Origin of the sequence: Microcoleus sp. S36b_A4, assembly GCF_036700645.1 — a bacterium.
Taxonomy (GTDB): Bacteria; Cyanobacteriota; Cyanobacteriia; order Cyanobacteriales; family Microcoleaceae; genus Microcoleus.
Map to the genome: position 1 here is coordinate 36719 of NZ_JAUBPI010000012.1, position 16499 is coordinate 53217.

The 16499-nt window shown below is 44.7% G+C and carries 17 protein-coding genes; 13 read left to right on the top strand and 4 right to left on the bottom strand.

The genetic code is table 11. The features are described 5' to 3' along the window. The first annotated feature begins 242 nt into the window (after nt 1-242). Both QUA03_RS05960 and QUA03_RS05965 read left to right on the top strand, forming a co-directional pair. Nucleotides 243-2111 (top strand): 3-oxoacyl-[acyl-carrier-protein] synthase III C-terminal domain-containing protein, encoded by a 1869-nt coding sequence (locus QUA03_RS05960; protein ID WP_333210513.1) that lies wholly within the window; start codon nt 243-245, stop codon nt 2109-2111. Beyond that, nucleotides 2111-3037: a DUF6999 family protein gene (locus tag QUA03_RS05965; protein WP_333210515.1), complete on the top strand. Its 927-nt coding sequence runs from the start codon at nt 2111-2113 to the stop codon at nt 3035-3037. The genes QUA03_RS05960 and QUA03_RS05965 overlap by 1 nt, the downstream gene beginning before the upstream one ends. A 112-nt stretch (nt 3038-3149) precedes the next feature. Here the strand turns inward: QUA03_RS05965 and QUA03_RS05970 are convergent, their stop codons facing one another. Continuing rightward, complete coding sequence (locus QUA03_RS05970) at nt 3150-3287, bottom strand: hypothetical protein (protein WP_333210516.1); 138 nt, start codon at nt 3285-3287, stop codon at nt 3150-3152. 317 nt (nt 3288-3604) lie between these two features. Between QUA03_RS05970 and msrA the strand changes: the two genes are divergently transcribed. The 4 genes from msrA (at nt 3605) to QUA03_RS05990 (ending at nt 5793) form a co-directional block, all read left to right on the top strand. Then, nucleotides 3605-4258: a peptide-methionine (S)-S-oxide reductase MsrA gene (gene msrA, locus QUA03_RS05975; protein ID WP_333210518.1), complete on the top strand. Its 654-nt coding sequence runs from the start codon at nt 3605-3607 to the stop codon at nt 4256-4258. A gap of 129 nt (nt 4259-4387) precedes the next feature. Continuing rightward, on the top strand, nt 4388-4711 hold the full coding sequence (locus tag QUA03_RS05980; RefSeq protein WP_333210520.1) for a hypothetical protein: 324 nt from the start codon (nt 4388-4390) through the stop codon (nt 4709-4711). A gap of 121 nt (nt 4712-4832) precedes the next feature. Beyond that, nucleotides 4833-5174, top strand: a complete 342-nt coding sequence (locus QUA03_RS05985; RefSeq protein ID WP_333210522.1) for a YtxH domain-containing protein — start codon at nt 4833-4835, stop codon at nt 5172-5174. A 37-nt stretch (nt 5175-5211) separates the two neighbouring features. Beyond that, nucleotides 5212-5793: a DUF948 domain-containing protein gene (locus tag QUA03_RS05990; RefSeq protein WP_333082968.1), complete on the top strand. Its 582-nt coding sequence runs from the start codon at nt 5212-5214 to the stop codon at nt 5791-5793. Between the two features lie 17 nt (nt 5794-5810). Here QUA03_RS05990 and QUA03_RS05995 read toward each other — a convergent pair whose 3' ends face one another. Further along, on the bottom strand, nt 5811-7598 hold the full coding sequence (locus QUA03_RS05995) for a cellulose-binding protein (protein ID WP_333210523.1): 1788 nt from the start codon (nt 7596-7598) through the stop codon (nt 5811-5813). Nucleotides 7599-7950: 352 nt separating this feature from the next. Further along, nucleotides 7951-8178, bottom strand: coding sequence for a hypothetical protein (locus QUA03_RS06000; protein WP_333210525.1), 228 nt, complete (start codon nt 8176-8178; stop codon nt 7951-7953). A gap of 569 nt (nt 8179-8747) precedes the next feature. On the opposite strand from QUA03_RS06000, the gene QUA03_RS06005 reads away from it, so the two are divergent. The 4 genes from QUA03_RS06005 (at nt 8748) to QUA03_RS06020 (ending at nt 13259) form a co-directional block, all read left to right on the top strand. Then, on the top strand, nt 8748-9848 hold the full coding sequence (locus QUA03_RS06005) for a saccharopine dehydrogenase NADP-binding domain-containing protein (protein WP_333210527.1): 1101 nt from the start codon (nt 8748-8750) through the stop codon (nt 9846-9848). A 387-nt stretch (nt 9849-10235) separates the two neighbouring features. Then, complete coding sequence (locus QUA03_RS06010) at nt 10236-10586, top strand: hypothetical protein (protein WP_333210528.1); 351 nt, start codon at nt 10236-10238, stop codon at nt 10584-10586. A gap of 286 nt (nt 10587-10872) precedes the next feature. Next, nucleotides 10873-11394 carry a hypothetical protein gene (locus tag QUA03_RS06015; protein WP_333210530.1) on the top strand — a complete coding sequence of 174 codons (522 nt, stop codon included), beginning with the start codon at nt 10873-10875 and terminating at the stop codon, nt 11392-11394. Nucleotides 11395-11924: 530 nt separating this feature from the next. Next, nucleotides 11925-13259, top strand: coding sequence for a hypothetical protein (locus tag QUA03_RS06020; RefSeq protein ID WP_333210531.1), 1335 nt, complete (start codon nt 11925-11927; stop codon nt 13257-13259). 139 nt (nt 13260-13398) lie between these two features. Here the strand turns inward: QUA03_RS06020 and QUA03_RS06025 are convergent, their stop codons facing one another. Further along, the gene (locus QUA03_RS06025) at nt 13399-13686 is read right to left on the bottom strand and encodes a hypothetical protein (RefSeq protein ID WP_333210533.1); all 288 of its coding nucleotides are present in this window, start codon (nt 13684-13686) and stop codon (nt 13399-13401) included. Between the two features lie 145 nt (nt 13687-13831). Between QUA03_RS06025 and QUA03_RS06030 the strand changes: the two genes are divergently transcribed. The 3 genes from QUA03_RS06030 to QUA03_RS06040 all read left to right on the top strand — a co-directional run bounded on the left by QUA03_RS06030 (nt 13832) and on the right by QUA03_RS06040 (nt 16352). After that, nucleotides 13832-14725, top strand: a complete 894-nt coding sequence (locus QUA03_RS06030; RefSeq protein ID WP_333210534.1) for an ion channel — start codon at nt 13832-13834, stop codon at nt 14723-14725. 79 nt (nt 14726-14804) lie between these two features. After that, entirely contained in the window at nt 14805-15131 is a 327-nt protein-coding gene (locus QUA03_RS06035; RefSeq protein WP_333210536.1) for a DUF433 domain-containing protein, read from the top strand. 45 nt (nt 15132-15176) lie between these two features. Then, nucleotides 15177-16352, top strand: coding sequence for an exonuclease SbcCD subunit D (locus QUA03_RS06040; protein WP_333210538.1), 1176 nt, complete (start codon nt 15177-15179; stop codon nt 16350-16352). Nucleotides 16353-16499 lie beyond the last annotated feature (147 nt).

Sequence of the window (16499 nt, forward strand, 5' to 3'; positions counted from 1 at the left end):
GTCCGGAAGCTGCGAAGGAACTCTAGTTACATATTGGCTCAATTACATAAAACTTCACCCCGCTTCAGGTAACTTGTTGTCGCTGTTGCTCAACTTGCCTGATTTCCGGCGACTCTACAAGATAGCTGCTTCCTCCTTGCAAGTTCACTGCTTCACAAAGCACCATCAATTTTAGATATTTTATGGCTTGATTTAACAAAGCAACGAACCTGAGTAAATTAGCAACTTTGGAGGTTTACCCCATGTACAGTGCTTATATCAATCGGATGGGAAAATTTTTGCCGGGAGAACCGATTAATAATGATGAGATGGAAGAATATCTCGGTAAAGTTGCCTCGCGCCCTTCGAGAGTCAGGCAGCGAATTCTCAACAGTAACGGCATTCAACAGCGCTACTACGCGATCGACAAACAGCAGCAAACACTATATTCTAACAGCCAAATGGCAGCGTTTGCCGTCCGTGACGCGATCGCCCAGGCAAATCTGGAACCAGGGGCGATCGACTTACTGGCCTGCGCTACTACTTTACCAGATTTATTAGTACCGGGATTTGCCAGCACAGTACATGGGGAACTTTCCGAATTATCTCCCCTAGAAATAGTGTCAACTCAAGGAGTTTGCTGTGCCGGAGTTAGTGCTTTAAATTACGCCGCCTCTCAAATCGAACTCGGCAAAAAACAAACCGCCATTGCCGTCGCTTCCGAATTTCCCTCGCGCCTGTTCAAAAACACCAAATTTGAAACAGAGACTTCACTGCAAGCGGGAAAAACCCTGTCTTTCGATACAGAATTTCTCCGCTGGATGCTCTCCGACGGTGCCGGAGCATTGTTGCTCCAAAACCATCCCAGCGCAACAGGAATTAGTTTAAAAATAGAATGGATTGAACTCGTTTCTCACGCCAATGCTTATCCTGTTTGTATGTATTCAGGATTAGCAAACGAAACATCCACTAAAAGCTGGTTAGATTATTCCTCCTATCTCGATGCAGCCACAGCGGGAGCTTTTGACTTGCGGCAAAATATTCGCTTGCTGGACAATGTAATGAAATTAGGCGTTGAAGGTTGGCTGCGGTTGATTAAAGCCGGGAGAGTTTGTCCGCAGGAAATCGACTGGCTGCTGTGCCACTATTCGTCTCACTTTTTCCGGGGGCAAATTGTGGAACTTCTGGAACAAGCAGGCTGCATGATTCCTGAAGAAAAATGGTTTACCAACTTATACACAAGGGGAAATACAGGCTGCGCCTCGATTTATTTAATGTTAGAGGAATTGTTCAATTCTGGCAAGTTGCAGCCGGGACAGAAAATCTTTTGTTTTGTCCCGGAAAGCGGGCGCTTTACAACGGCATATATGATGTTAACTGCTGTGGAAAATACCCATAAGCCTATGAGTTCTCAATTTTCTAACTTTCATGAGGTTCCCGAAGCTTCGCCTCTCGAAAGCGTTAAACCCGAACACCCCAACTCTCCGCAAGCTTATTTGTTGCGGGAGTTAGCATGGATTTGGCTGAAGTTCGATCGCGAAATTCGTTCTGTTCCTATTGTCCGCAAATTGTACCGAGGAGAGTTTACAATAGAAGATTATCAAGCTTTGCTGTGCAATCTCCGGCCACAAGTTGTAGAGGGAGCTCGCTGGATTGCTCGCGCTGCTTCTAACATGAGTGACTTTCGCCTGCGATCGACTTTTATCGGCCACGCCCAAGACGAACACCGCGACTATCAAATGCTAGAACAAAATTATGTTTCTGTGGGCGGTGAATTGGCAAAAATTGTGGAATATGATAAGAATATTGGCAGCGAAGCACTATCAGCTTTTATCTTCCACCAAGCATCGCGGGAAAATCCGGTTGATTTAATTGGCAGTATGTTTATTATCGAAGGATTGGGAAATCAGTTGGCGGGAAAGTGGGCAAAACAAATTCAAGAAACTCTCGGTTTACAAGATGAACAAGTATCGTTTTTAGCGTACCACGGAGCTAATGACGAGTCGCATTTAGCCAAACTGGAAAATTTGATTAATGCCGAATGGATGACAGATGATATTGCCCGCCGCATTGTCAAAACCGCTCGCGTCACTGCTCGTTTATATTTGCTGCAATTGGAGGAAATTCGCTAATGCAAAAGCTGCAAAAACAAGATACCGAAAATCTCCCAGATCAGCGAAAAATACCTTACGCTACCAAACCCTACAATCGCCGAGATCCGAATGTTTGGGATGTGCTGTTTTGCGATCGATCTATTCCCGTCGATTTAGTAGCAAAAGCATATATGATCCGGGATTTGCAAAACTGGACTCGTAGTTATTTGCTGATTCCGATAAAAGTAATTGCTAACTTGTTGCTGGCGGTAATTATGACAACAAAGCGTTTGTTGCCATTTCAATTCCGCGCTTACACTTTAATGCACAAATCGGCTGCATTTTTCCTAAATAATTTTGTATCGCCAGAAGCTTGTTATTTAATTGTCCGACACATCTGCATCGGCTCCAACATTATCAACTTCTTGATTGACAACGGGCCCGACACCCAGATAGAAAAGTCAAAGCTTTATCCGCGCACTGTTAACGATTTAGCTGAAAATGCGTTTCTCGAACACGACTTAATTCTCTATAATTTTGTCTGGGATTACAACCAGGCAATGCTGACACATCCTAACTGGTTGCAACTCGTCAAAAAACGGGGAATAAATTATGATAGCATTCAACCAGTAGAAGTTGCTATAGATTTTGAAAAACGCAGATGGCTAAACATTCTGGATTTAGAATCGGCGATCGAATTGTTTAAAGTATTTTATTCTCTGTGTTTGACTAGCGACGAATTTGCGCGAGCAGTGATGTCGCTTCAGTTAGATGAAAACTTCGGAGTGTACGTCAGCGAGATTACCGGAAATTGCGACTGGAATCATGTAATTGTCAATCGCCATCCGCTAGCGCCCAACAGTCCATTTAATGCGGCACGCGACTTGTTTTTGCACGGGATAATTTCGGAATATCTCTATCGGTATTTGGAACTGCAAAAAGAGATGAGAAATGTTTCAAAGTAAGGTGCTTAGGTAAGCACCTTACGAATATAAGTAGCGCGTCCAATAACTTTTTGCGTAAGTCCTGCAGTTTGAAATAATGGTTAATTTTTAGGTCAAGAATTAATATGAGAACTCAAGCTGCTGCTAGCTGTGCTTGTTCTGCTGCTTTGGGCAAAGTCTGATTTACCACAATCCACTTGCCTGTAAGTGGGTCGCGATAAGTAATAAACGGATTAGATTTTAAAGGTTGACTGCAAGGTTTAGCGGCCATTTCTACACACTCCCAATAAATGGTATTGAATAACTACTACAACACCATACCTTTAATAATCGGCTATTTTGCCTCAAATCCGCGTGATTTATACCTGAACAATAGGTGATATTTTAGGTATATTTTGGTGACATAGAACACTGCATGATGTGATTTAAAACTGCGTTGGCAGTGAGCAGTATCACCAAAAACCTTCCGTAAAAAAAATCTGCCTTCTGGTTTTTACCTTCTACCTTTAAGAGGGCCACTATTTTTAGTATACATCTGATATTATTAAGTAAGGTAAAGACGTTTATCATAGATCCCCTCACAAACTTATGGTGCTATTTGGATTTGGCAAAAAGTCGAGCCTGCCCTCTCCCCAAGAGGCATTACCAGGACGGGCAGAGTCGATGTCGGTACCGGCAAGTCACTTTGTTAACGGCAATCCGCTCAAACCTCCCTTTCCAAACGGCATGGAGACTGCGTTGTTTGGCCTGGGCTGTTTTTGGGGAGCGGAACGCAAATTTTGGCAGCAAAATGGAGTTTTTTCGACTGCTGTTGGCTACGCAGCCGGGATTACTCCGAATCCTACTTACAACGAAGTTTGCAGCGGGATGACGGGACACAATGAAGTAGTTCTGGTTGTGTTCGATCCGAAAGTAATTAGTTACGAAACGCTGCTCAAAGTTTTTTGGGAAAGTCACAATCCTACTCAAGGAATGCGTCAGGGCAATGATTCTGGTACTCAGTATCGATCGGGCATTTACACGTATTCAGCCAGCCACATGCAGTTAGCTGAAGCTTCGCGAGATGCTTACCAGCAGGCTTTGACGGCGGCCGGTTACGGCAAGATTACTACTGAAATTATTGATGCTCCTGAGTTTTATTACGCAGAAAGCTATCATCAGCAGTATCTTGCTAAAAACCCGAATGGTTATTGCGGTTTGGGCGGTACAAAGGTTTGTTTGCCTGCTATGTCTCAGGCTTAAAACTTTTACAAGGGGTATTTTGAGGCGGTGGCAATACTCCGGCAGTCTGGCAGGGGTTTAAACCCCTGCCTCAAAGCTTAAGTCGTCTGAAGACGACTGAAAGGTTATTGAGATGGTAAAAGGGATTAGTTGAAAGCAGGTAAAATAATGCTGGCTGGTGTGGTAATTATCAATTTAATGATATCTCTGGTCTGTTTTTATATCGCTGCGAAAGTGTGGAAAATCAGGCGGACGATCGCACGTTTGGAACTTCGGATCGCAGCAATCGAACGCTGTAGCAGCAATGTCCTCACTATGTCGCCGGATTTCCTTGGTAAAAGGCAGCAAGGTACCCACCAACTGCGACTACGTTATCAACAACTAGAATTGCAACTGCAACAGGTTCAGCAACTTTTGGGATTGCTGGGTTTGGGGCGGATGCTTTGGTCCAGGCGCGATCGACCTTTCAGGTAAGCTATCCTAAAATTGCCGCCCGTGCTGACTCCCTAGGATTTTCAACAATATTTCTACCTTTGTAAATGGCTGCGATCGGGCAAACGCCCCTAAAATTGGTGTATGGAGAGAAGTTATACAAATGTCAACTAAACGTTCAGGATTCTTTATTGGCGGTTTACTTGTAGGTTCTGCGATCGGGGCCGTGACTGGCTTGCTGATGGCACCGCGACCAGGCAAGGAGACGCGGCAGATATTGAAAAAATCGGCCGATGCTTTGCCGGAGTTGGCGGAGGATTTATCCACTAGCGTGCAGTTGCAGGCCGATCGACTTTCTGAAACTGCAATCCGAAATTGGGACGAAACTTTGATTAGACTCAAAGAGGCGATCGCGGCGGGTTTGGAAGCGACTCAGCGGGAACGGCAAACACTGTCGGAAGCTGAAACTGAAGTGAGTCCCCCGTCGCGCCCTCCCATCCGCTAAATGGCATGAAATTCTCAACCCCCAATCCCAGATTCAAGTGAGTGATCCCATATTTTGGCTAGGACTTTCAATTTTGCTAGTAGCAGTTAGCCTGACTGCTGTTTTAGTGACTTTAATACCTGCGGTGCAAGCGCTGGCACGCGCAGCCCGCAGCGTGGAAAAGCTCGCTGACACGCTTTCTCGCGAATTTCCGCCCACTTTGGAGGCGATTCGGTTGACGGGGCTGGAAATTAGCGAGTTGACGGATGATGTCAGCGAGGGAGTGCAAAGTGCGGGCGAGGTTGTCAAACAGGTCGATCGAAGTATTGGTAGCGCCAAAAAGCAGGCGCAAAACGTGCAGGTAACTACTCGCAGCGTGGTGACTGGGATTAAGGCTGCTTGGAAAACTTTAACTCGCAAGCCACCGATGTCTGGGACAAATCGCCGTTCAACAGAGAGATTGTCGCCGAGTCAAAGAAGTGCGCTGGCGCTGAGGGAGTCGGGTTTGGAGGACAGATATTCTGGGGGTTACGGTGCCGGTGCGAGTAATGGGGAATCGCCCAGGTTGAGGAGTAGCGAGGGTTCGGGTTTGCCGGGGAATGCTGAAGAGTTTGAGGAAGTGCGATCGAACGATTCTTGATTGCACCCAATTCCCGATCATCCCTCGACAGCACAGCCATCCCACCAGCAAGGATTCTTATCAATAAAATCCATCAAAGCATCATACTTAGGCGAACCCTTTTGTTCCACATACTCCAAAGCGCCCCAACTTCCCCACTTACTAAATGAACTCACATCCACAAAGTGCATGAAAAGAGTCCCTCCAGCTTGTTTCCAACTATTCAGTAATTGGGTGTAGATATCATACATTTCTGGACGCCTATTTAATTCCATAAAAAACTGAGTCAGTTTTTCGTTATTCTCAACTCCTTCAATACCTACAATATGTTGACCGCCCTCGTAAACAAATAACTTGAGGCCTTTTTTTTGAGCCACATCTAAGAAATACTTAAAGTCATTCTCAACATCGGGCAAACTATCTTTGAACCCCGGCAGTAACCCGCCCTCTCTTAATTGCTTAAAAGCTTTGCTAAATCCGCCATCTGCGTCATTCAACCAAGACTCTACTGTACTAACACTTTCTTTCGCGCCCAAGTTTCCGCTAAAATATCCCGCTATGGCTACGGCATCAATCCCGTGTTGATAACAAGGTTTATTGCCCTCAGCTACCCAATAGGAACACTCTAAAGCATAAGTTTCTAACTCTCTCCAGGCTCTTTGAGTTCCTAACACGCAGACAACTCGATTCTTTTGATCCCCAAAAACACCTTTCCAGATATCGCACATTTGAGCCGTACGCATTCCGTACCATTGCATAAAAGCATCGCCTTTATCTCCCCACTTCGCTTTACCTTGTTCCAAAGCATAATTCGATTGTGGAAATGACCAATTCCAAACCTCATTAGAATACTCTACATAAACTTTCAGCTTGGTATCTAAACTATCTTTGACCATTTTAGCAAAGTTAGTCATATATTCATCCGTAGCCTGATGTGGCATATTAAACCAGGGTTCTTCTTGGACTTTGTTAGCTAAATTCACCATAACTTCTATGGGAACATTTCCTCTGTCAGCATAGGATATACTCTCTGGTTTAGGTCTGTTTGACCATTCTTTTTGTTCTGAACCATTTGTCCCCATCCAGTCCATAAAACGCAAGACTCTAAATTTTTTAATCTTGTCTATAAACAGCGGATTAAATATTTCACCACGTTGAAAAAGCTGTTCATCTTGGGAGTGAACAACTTTAATATTGCGGATATAGTTCCCTGTTTTCTTGGGATCGGTAGCAGTAATTATAATCATGATGCCTCCGCCTTGCGTGGCATCGACATTAAGGATATCCCTCCCAGGTTTCGACGCAGCCTCATCTTTTTTGGCATCAAAGCCATATTCGATCGCACCTTCACCCTCATAAGTAACAATATATTGCCCTGAAGGATAGCGATTGGGGATTTCCCTAAGTAATAGCGTACTTACCCTGGTATATTTAGGAGCATCTTCGGGGGATGGGAGAGACTTCACCCACCCATTTTCATCAAGATTTAAAAGATTATACTCCTCTGTATCCCATTCACCTTTACAGTTTGGTTGTCCGCTAACGCATTGAGTTATCCATTGTCTAGAAGATTTGAAAGCATCTAAAAAGGGTAATTGTGTGGAGTAGTCAGCAATACCATTAAGCCCAACTCCTAAAGAAGAGCGAGAATTTGATGTATTTTGTACATCTGCACGCACCGCTACTTTGTTATCTACTTGCCGTACTGGTGTGGGAGCAATATTAGTTGTTAAAGCCCAACATCCGGGAATAAAAATGACAAAAATTAATAAACCCACCACAAAGCCCAGAGCTTTGTTGTTCGATCTGATACTTAATCGAGACATAAATTTGACTAATTTGATTATTTTAGGTAAAATCGCAACGGGTGCGACCAGTTTTAATTTTGATATTTTATCAAAAAGTTCCTTCTCAAACTATCAGCTATAAGATTATTAACATTTTTGCTTCTCTGTGCAGGGGCGATAGCCGTTTCTGTCCCCAAGTGCGATCGCCCATCTAATCGTCTTTATCCAAATCTTCTTTTTTCGGAGTTTCCTCAGTAGATGGGAATTCTAGTCGAATGTTAATATCAATTGATATTGTATTTTTCTCAATCACACCTATACCAACTATTTTTACTAATGCTTCTGTGGGTACAGAATTATTTATTTTAAATTCAGGAAAAGACAGAATTTTCTATCCGGCTTTCTGTAGCCGATCGCAAATATTGCGCCAATTTCCTACAGGTTCGTTAGGTACATCTGCGAGTTTTTTAACATATTGGTATAAAGTTTTACATAAATAAAATTCTGCACTTTTGGAACTCTGAAACAGTTGGCGAGCGATTTCGGCGGGACTGCAACCGGAAAGCAATCCTCGGAGGTAAAGTTTTTCTGTTTCTGTTAGTCCCCTTCGCGATCTCATAATTGTAAAGTGCTGACAACAAATTACAACGGAGACCATAACAGCGGCGACGATTTCGATCGGGTTCCCACCTCCAATTTTTAGCTGGGCTGCCCAGGTGAGATGCTCCCCACTCTGCTCCCATTAAGCAATTTTTTTATAGCCTAACTAAAATTAGTTGGCAAGAGGTATATTCAAAAAACCCCCAAAACTATTTGGATAAAATTTAAAAATTTGCTCTATTGATAACTGATGAATCAATCAAATATGAGGCATTGAAACATCTAGCTAAAAACAATCCTGGAAGCGAAAAAATACGATCGAGTTGTTCAGATTGCTAAAATTCTAGGGCTAGAGCGAGTCAGAGTTACTTCTTGGGGGTTTATTGTTCCTCCCGATTTGTAAAGCTAGTACGGGCAACTAAATTAACAACTCATTCTCTTTGTCTCTCGCCCCTGCCCATCTCTGGATCAGGGCGATCGCCGCCGATCCCCCAGCATCTCGCATTCTCCTCAATTCATACTTTATGCGGATGAAAACGCTGGCCCCAATTTGAGAAACTGAGAAGTGGCGTTACCCTTTTTTTAGCGATGGCAAACCGAGTTTTGATTGTCGGCGGTCGGGGACGAATTGGCAGCAGCGTTGCCCAAGACCTTGTTACCCATACCGACGCGGAAATTACTGTTACCGGACGCAATTCTGAAGCCTCTATTGGGCGGGGATTGCCGCCGGATCGGGTGCATTTCCAAACTTTAGATTTAGCAGACAGTGCAGCCCTGCACCAAGCGGTTTCATCCTCTAATCTCGTCGTTCACTGTGCCGGTCCTTTTCACTACCGAGACGCCAGTGTATTGAAAACTTGCATAGAAGCAGGCGTTAATTATACTGATGTCAGCGACAGCCGCAGTTTTACTCGCAGGGCTTTAGAGTTGCGCGAAACTGCTAAGAATGCTGGGATAACGGCTATTATTAATACGGGAATTTTTCCCGGTGTTTCTAATAGCATGGTGCGGCGAGATGTAGAACAATTAGATGAAGCAGAACACATCCATTTGAGTTATGTTGTCGGAGGTTCGGGCGGCGCTGGCGTTACCGTCATGAGAACCACTTTTTTAGGTTTGCAAACCCCTTTTGACGTTTGGGCCGATCGCAAGTGGCAGCAAGTACAACCCTACAGCGATCGCGAAACAATTGAATTTCCCGCACCCTACGGCAACACAGGGGTTTACTGGTTCGATATGCCGGAAGCAATCACTTTGCCCGAAACTTTCCCCGTCCAATCAGTTGTGACTAAATTCGGTACGTCTCCCGACCTTTACAATCACCTTACGTGGTTTGTTGCCAAGTATTGGCCGGCTAGCTGGCTCAAAAATAACTCCGTGATTGAATTTCTCTCCTATGTCAGTTATGGGATGACCAGTGTTACTAATAGTTTTAGTGGGGTTGGTGTGGCAGTGCGATCGCAAGTGACTGGTCTCAAAAACGGCAAACCGACTAAAGTTTGCTCGACAGCGGTACACCCCAGTGCTGCCGTCGCTACGGGCATCGGTACTGGCAGCATAGCTCAATTAATGTTAGAACGTAAACTGGAAAAACCGGGCGTTTGGTCGGTAGAGCAAGCTCTTTCTACTGAGCTATTTGAACGAGCTATGCAGAACAGAAACCTAGAGATAGAGCAGGTGGTTTTGTAGTGAGTTAGGTTATTTATAGCAATTTAAAATGTTCAAAAATGGAATTTTTTCCAGAACTGCGAAGATGCGAAAGACGCGCCGAAAAAGAAGAGTCAGGGGCTTCGTAATTGATGAAAAAACCCCTAGATAGGGTTCCTCGCAGGAATTGCGAGCGCCCATCATAGGAGATGAGTTCCGCTTGTATAACTAATCTATCTTTTGGTAGAAGTAATAGTAACAAGCAGGCGCTTAAGATATGGGATGTCACGGGAAACATCCCTTTTGGCTCGCTCTAGATGCGGTAGCTGCGACAAAGATTGCGCTTGAACCAAGGTTGTAAATGTGCGATCGCAGTGAAGGGGCGACAAACACCATAATTTTTGCGGAAAAATACGAGGAGAAGTTGATATGAAGCGGGTTTTCAAAGCTCTCGGAAAAACATTGAGCCAAAGCGTTTTGCTGGTCTGTACCCTGGCTTTCATTGGTCTGTTAAGTCTAGCGGTAGTACCCAGTCAGGCTGCCTACGCAGGCCAAGACAGAACTCAGGCGCCGCCAGAAGCTAAAATTACTGACCCCGCAGAAAGTTTCGAGGATCTCAATCCCCAAGCAGCTTACGAAGAAATAGTCAAAACCTCTCAAAATCCTGCAAAGGTTGAGAAAGCTTACGACGAAAGCTTAAAGGAGTACAAGGGAGAACACCCGCAAGAAGGAATAGTTCAAAAAGCTGAAGATTTGATCGAAAAGGTCACGGGCAACTAATAAATCAAGAGATTTATATCTAACTCAAGTTGCTGGTAAATACACAGCTTCAGCGAGTAGACATTTGAGCCGAGTTCAGAACTCACTTGAAAAGAATTATCTAGGGTGCGCCGAGGCGCACCTTATTGTTTAAGAGTAGCGTGTAAAACTCGTTTTTGAGTCAAAAAGTATGTTCTCATTTCCCTTCTTTTTAAGCTAGCAGATTCATCCTTAAGGCAGATGAATAGATATGAATTTAAAAGGTAAATTCAATAATAGTTACATTTAGATAAAAGGAAAAAATATCATGAGCGATGACAAAAAAACGGTACATGAACCTGATGCTAACCTCGACCCGCTTTCGGGGGAAACAGGGGCTCATCCAGTGGCAACGGGTATCGGTGCGGCGAGTGCCGGTGCTGCGGGTGCTGCGATCGGCGGTGCCATCGGCGGGCCTGTAGGAGCAGTTGTCGGCGCTGTGGTGGGTTCGTTTGGCGGCGGTTTGGTGGGCAAAGGTGTGGGCGAGGCGATCGACCCCACGGTAGAAGATGCTTACTGGCAAAGCAACTACAGTTCCCGTCCTTACGTGGACACTAGCGCAACTTATGAAGACTATCAGCCTGCATACCGCACCGGTTATGAGGGATACAGCCGCTATGGCTCTACTGGTAAGAAATTCAACGAGATCGAACCGGATTTGCAGCGCGACTACGAAACAAATCGCGGTAAGTCTAAAGTGAGTTGGGAAAAAGCTAAGCACGCCACGCGCGACGCTTGGGATCGGGTGGAACGGGCTGTTCCTGGCGACATTGACAAAGACGGCCGCTAAGGGCTTACGCCAAGTATTTCTCTGTCTTGGAGACACACAAACTCAAGCGTTCCGGTTATTTTTAGCCGGGTACCGGAATGGAGTGAAGTGTTTGATCAAAAAAACCCGGCTGCAGCGTCTTGGACTGTTGTTGATAGATAGCACAGTTTTTAACGCGAGTTTAGCGAAGTTTTTGGGGATTTTAAGCCCCTCTCTATATCGGAGAGGGTATTTTTATGCTCCCTTGAAATCGCATTTTTCAGCACGATTCTTATTTCACAGGACGGTTCGCTGTGAGAACTCGCTAGAGACGTAGAGGCTTTGCTGTGCGGGACGATCGCACTCCTAAAAAATGCTTTTTACCAAATCGGGAGGATTCCGTTTGAGATTAACATTTTTTTTTGACTATTAGCCTTAAAATTAAACTTATTCAGGACTGAGACATCGAGCGCGATGCGCTTTCTTCAATCGGAGCCGGATCGTAAAGCGTCGGTGGCTTCAAGTCCGATAATTGTTAATCTAAATTCTCTCATTCAAAATTGGTATTACTTGTGGATGAAATGTTGGAAAGAGCTTGGACACTCAAGCAAAATTTAATTGACTTTGTGCTGGATGCTGAGGGAGAGTTGGCCGTAGCTTTGGAAGCTTATGCTGCAGCTCGATCCACCGGCGAGCGCTACGATATTGCTCAGCAAAATCAAGTGATTGACAGTTTTACCATCGAAGGTAAAGTCGGAGAGAAAACCCCGATCGAGCTATTTGTCGAAAGTCAGCCAGATTTAACCGAGGGCGATCGTAGCTTGCTCGAAAGTTGGGAACACAGAAGCTTCACCGGCTTATTTGAAATCACTCAACTTTCCCCCGACAGGTTTGAACTGATGAACTGGCTGACGGCTAAGCACTACGTGGTCAAGCCCAACAGTTCTAATTTTCTTGCAGAAATGTCTCGCTTTAAGTTAGGAGAAATCTTGCGGGCTCGGATTGCTCCTCTCACCGATGACTGGTGGATACTATCGGGCCCTCCGATACCGATGGGGAAATTGGGCAAGCCGAAGTTGGCGGTGGCGATCGGCAATTTCAAGCAAAATCACAAACATAACCTATACAGCGATGCGCCGGAATTGTTAGAGCAAGCTTGGCATTCGGTAGAACAGTACCACGAAGATTTTACCGAATTTTTTGGCAGCGAGGAAGTTACGCTATCGGGATATCACCTGAATAAACAGTTGGCTGAATTTCAGGAATTCATCACTAAAAAACGCCTAGCGGATATCGGCATTGATGAAAGTAAATCTCTGGCGGATATCGTTGAAGATGCCGGAGTCGATGCAGAAGAAATTAAAGCAGCAGCTATAGCAGCAGCCGGTGCAGATCCGTCTTCAGTGGAGGTAGGGATCGATAGCGATCCTCACTCAAAAATGGTAATGCCGAAAGTTGAATTGCCCGATCGCTTTAAGAAAGCCGAACAGGTGACAGCACTTTCTCATCCACGCTGGGGACAAACCTTTTTGTCTACTTACGCTCAATTTACTGCACTGCTAGCAGCCGAAGATTTTTCAACCGTTCCCGGTTACGAAAAGCTGGTGCGTAACTATCTGGAAGATGCTGGAATTAATGTCTGGATTTGGCAACGGTTAGCTAAAGTTAATCCAACGAAATTAGAACAAATTTTGCAAACTGTATTGGAACGTAAAGACTTTCAGATCGAACGCGATTTAGATGCTTTGCTGCAAGAGTTTAAAAAACCCTTAGAACCCGAACTCCCCGAAATTGCAAGCGTTCCCGTGCACCTGCACAACTTATTTCAGGAAGCTTTAGGCGAAGTTAATAAGTCAAAGTCTAAACCGCAGGAGAAAAAGAAAAGCTCTAAAGGCTTTAAATCCTAAGCAACCGAGTTTGTGGCATACTCACAGCTAACTGTGAGCTTATTGCCCGGTAATATCACTCAAATAGCTTTGCAGTCAGGACTTGAGTTTTTCTTCACCGCGATCGAAAAAACTGAAGTCCTCACTACAAACACTTTTTTTAATCTTCAACTTGTCGAACAGCCATGCGTTGCAGCGGCAGACTGAGTATGCTAGAAGCAGTCAACAAGTAAGAAAGAACAGTAGTCAGCTTCAAACTGAGCAATAACCAGCTATCTTCTGGTAGGTGAAGTTTTAGCCCGAAAAAAGAGATGCAGTACACTATCCAGTAAGTAAAGCTCATCTTGATTAGGATTTCTTCGCTCAAAGTGCGCTCGTCCGTTGGCTGCGAGTTGCGATTATCACCCAGCAGGACTAGACCCGCAATAGAAGCCACAAAAGAAACCATAACGAGATAGTCATGCCAGTTAAGCTCAACCATTTCTAAACTCCGCTTTTATCCGAATTTTTGGAATCAGACATCAGTCTAAAGGATAAGTTTTCCCGGTCAAAGCAATAGTTACAAATTGAAACAGCCGCAGTTACAAATCGCAATGAAAATTCCCCGCAACCACCAGCCACAGGCTCGTTTAGTCAGCCGCCAAGGACAATTGCCCTTAAATATTGTCAAGTTGGGAGTACCGCGCCTGCATTTTGCCGACCTCTACCACAGGCTACTAACTCTTTCTTGGCCACAATTTTTCATCCTGATTTGTCTCTCCTATACAGTCACGAATTCTTTATTTGCCTTAGCTTACTTGGCGGGAGGAGATTGCATTGCTAACGCGCGGCCGGGTTCTTTCCCAGATGCCTTTTATTTCAGCATCCAAACAATGGCGACGATCGGCTACGGCTCTATGTATCCGCGCACGGATTACGCTAATACTATAGTCGCGATCCAAGCGCTTTTTGCTTTGTGGGGAGTCGCGATGGTGACGGGACTCGCTTTTTCGAGATTTTCCAGACCAACAGCTAGAGTTATCTTCAGCCGCGTAGCTGTGATCGCTCCTTTTAACGGCGTTCCGACTCTGATGTACCGCACTGCAAATCAGCGTTTTAACCAAATTTTAGAAGCGCAGCAGCGAGCTACTTTGATCCGTGACGAGGTAACATCGGAAGGAGAATTTATGCGGCGTTTTTACGATTTGCAATTGGTGCGAAGTCACTCTCCGGTTTTTGCATTAACTTGGACGGTTATGCACGCAATTGAGGAGAGCAGTCCTTTGTACCAACTTACTGCTCAAGACTTGATGGAACAGCAAGCGGAAATTGTAATTACGTTAACAGGAATTGATGAAACTGTTTCGCAAACTATTCATGCGCGACATTCTTTTGTGGCATCTGAAATTATGTGGAATATGCGGTTTGTAGATATTTTTTTGAAATCGGCGACGGGAGGGCGGGTGGTTGATTATACTCGGTTTCACGATGTGAAGCCTGTGGAATGAAAGTTTTGATTTAGCCACCAGTGCTAGAATACCTGTATGGCAAAAAAAATTAATATTCATGACCTCAATAATTGCAAAGATGACACTGAAAGAATTGCAACCGCAACTCTTGGCTTTAACTCCAGAAGAGAAGGCTCAAGCTATAGAATTACTAGCCCAAAGTTTAAGAAAATTTTGGTCGGGAATTCAAAAGACTCCCGGCGTGTGCGGCGGCGATGCTTGCATCAGACAAACGCGAATTCCTGTTTGGGTGCTGGTGAATGCTCGCCGTTTAGGTATTTCTGAAGCTGAACTCCTAGAAGACTATCCGACTCTGCGTGCCGCTGACTTGGCGAATGCTTGGGCTTATGCTGAGGCATATCCTGATGAGATTGAAACAGAAATTCAAGAAAATGAGGAAGATTGAAAAGTGGCGCGTTTCTATTAAAATCAACAAAATACTCCTTGTACTATGCGAATAATTCATACTGCTGACTGGCATTTAGGGCGACGTTTTCGAGGGATCGATCGCACTTTTGAAATTGCGATCGCCCTCGAACAGATTTTGAAGCAAGCAAAAGCATTGGATGTCGATGCTGTGCTCGTTGCCGGCGACATTTTCGACGTGCCCAACCCTCCCGCTTACGCCGAACGCATTGCTTATAACTTTTTCTGCGAACTCCAAGCAGCAGGAATTCCCGCAATTGCGATCGCCGGTAATCACGATTCGGCATCCCGCATCGACAGCATCGCGCAATTGCTTTCTCTCGCCGGTGTGCGCGCTTTAGGCAAACCCAGGCTTTCCGCCGACGGTGGCACGATTACTCTTAATACAAAAAGCGGTAAACTTTGTGTGGGAGCGATGCCTTTTGCTTCCGAACAAAGACTGTTAGATGCTAATTCTCTTTGGCAGTCTGGCGATGCCGATCGCCGAAAAGATTACCGCGAAATCGTAGCATATTTACTCGAAGATTTAACCAGAGATTTTAGAGACAATACTGTCAATTTTCTCATGGGACACATGAGCATTGACGGCGCTCGATTGGCAAAATCTGAAGCCGCTTATTACACGCGAGAAAAATACCTGCTGTCCTCGCAAACTCTGCCCCCGGAAGCTCAGTATGTTGCCCTCGGACACATCCACATTCACCAACGGATTTCTGAGACTTCTCCCGCTTATTATTCCGGTTCTTTGATTCAGTTAGATTTTGGAGAAGCGGAACAGGAAAAAGGATTTTGCTTGATAGAAGTTGAGCCGGGAAGTCAGGCAAAGGTGGAATTTAAGCCTGTGGCTTGCCACAAGCCGTTAAAAGTGCTTAAATGTCATAACGACAATCTTGATGAAACTTTAGAAGCTCATCAGTACCATCCGGGTTTCTTGAAAGTAATTGTCGAACTAGACAGTCCGCAAATCGGACTTGCAGATCGTGTGCGCCAAATCTGTTCTCAAGCGCTGTTAATTGAACCGCGCTATCCAGATGCAGCGCTAGAAGCAACAGAAATAACTAATATCGATCCCAATAATTTCGATCCGGCAACCGAGTTTTGCAACTATTATCAAAACCGATTGGGAACGACACCGAAACTGGCAGTATTGGAGGAATTTAAAAATTTGTACAAGAAGTTTAAGGAAACAGTTAACAATTAAATGGGTAAAAAGATACAATCCAAAATCCAAAATCTCAAATTTCAAATAGTGTTAAGACTGAAACCCACGCTCAATGTCGCTTGTAGTCGAGTCTAGATCCCCCTAAATCCCCCTTAAGAAGGGGGACTTTGATAATACTCTTGTCCC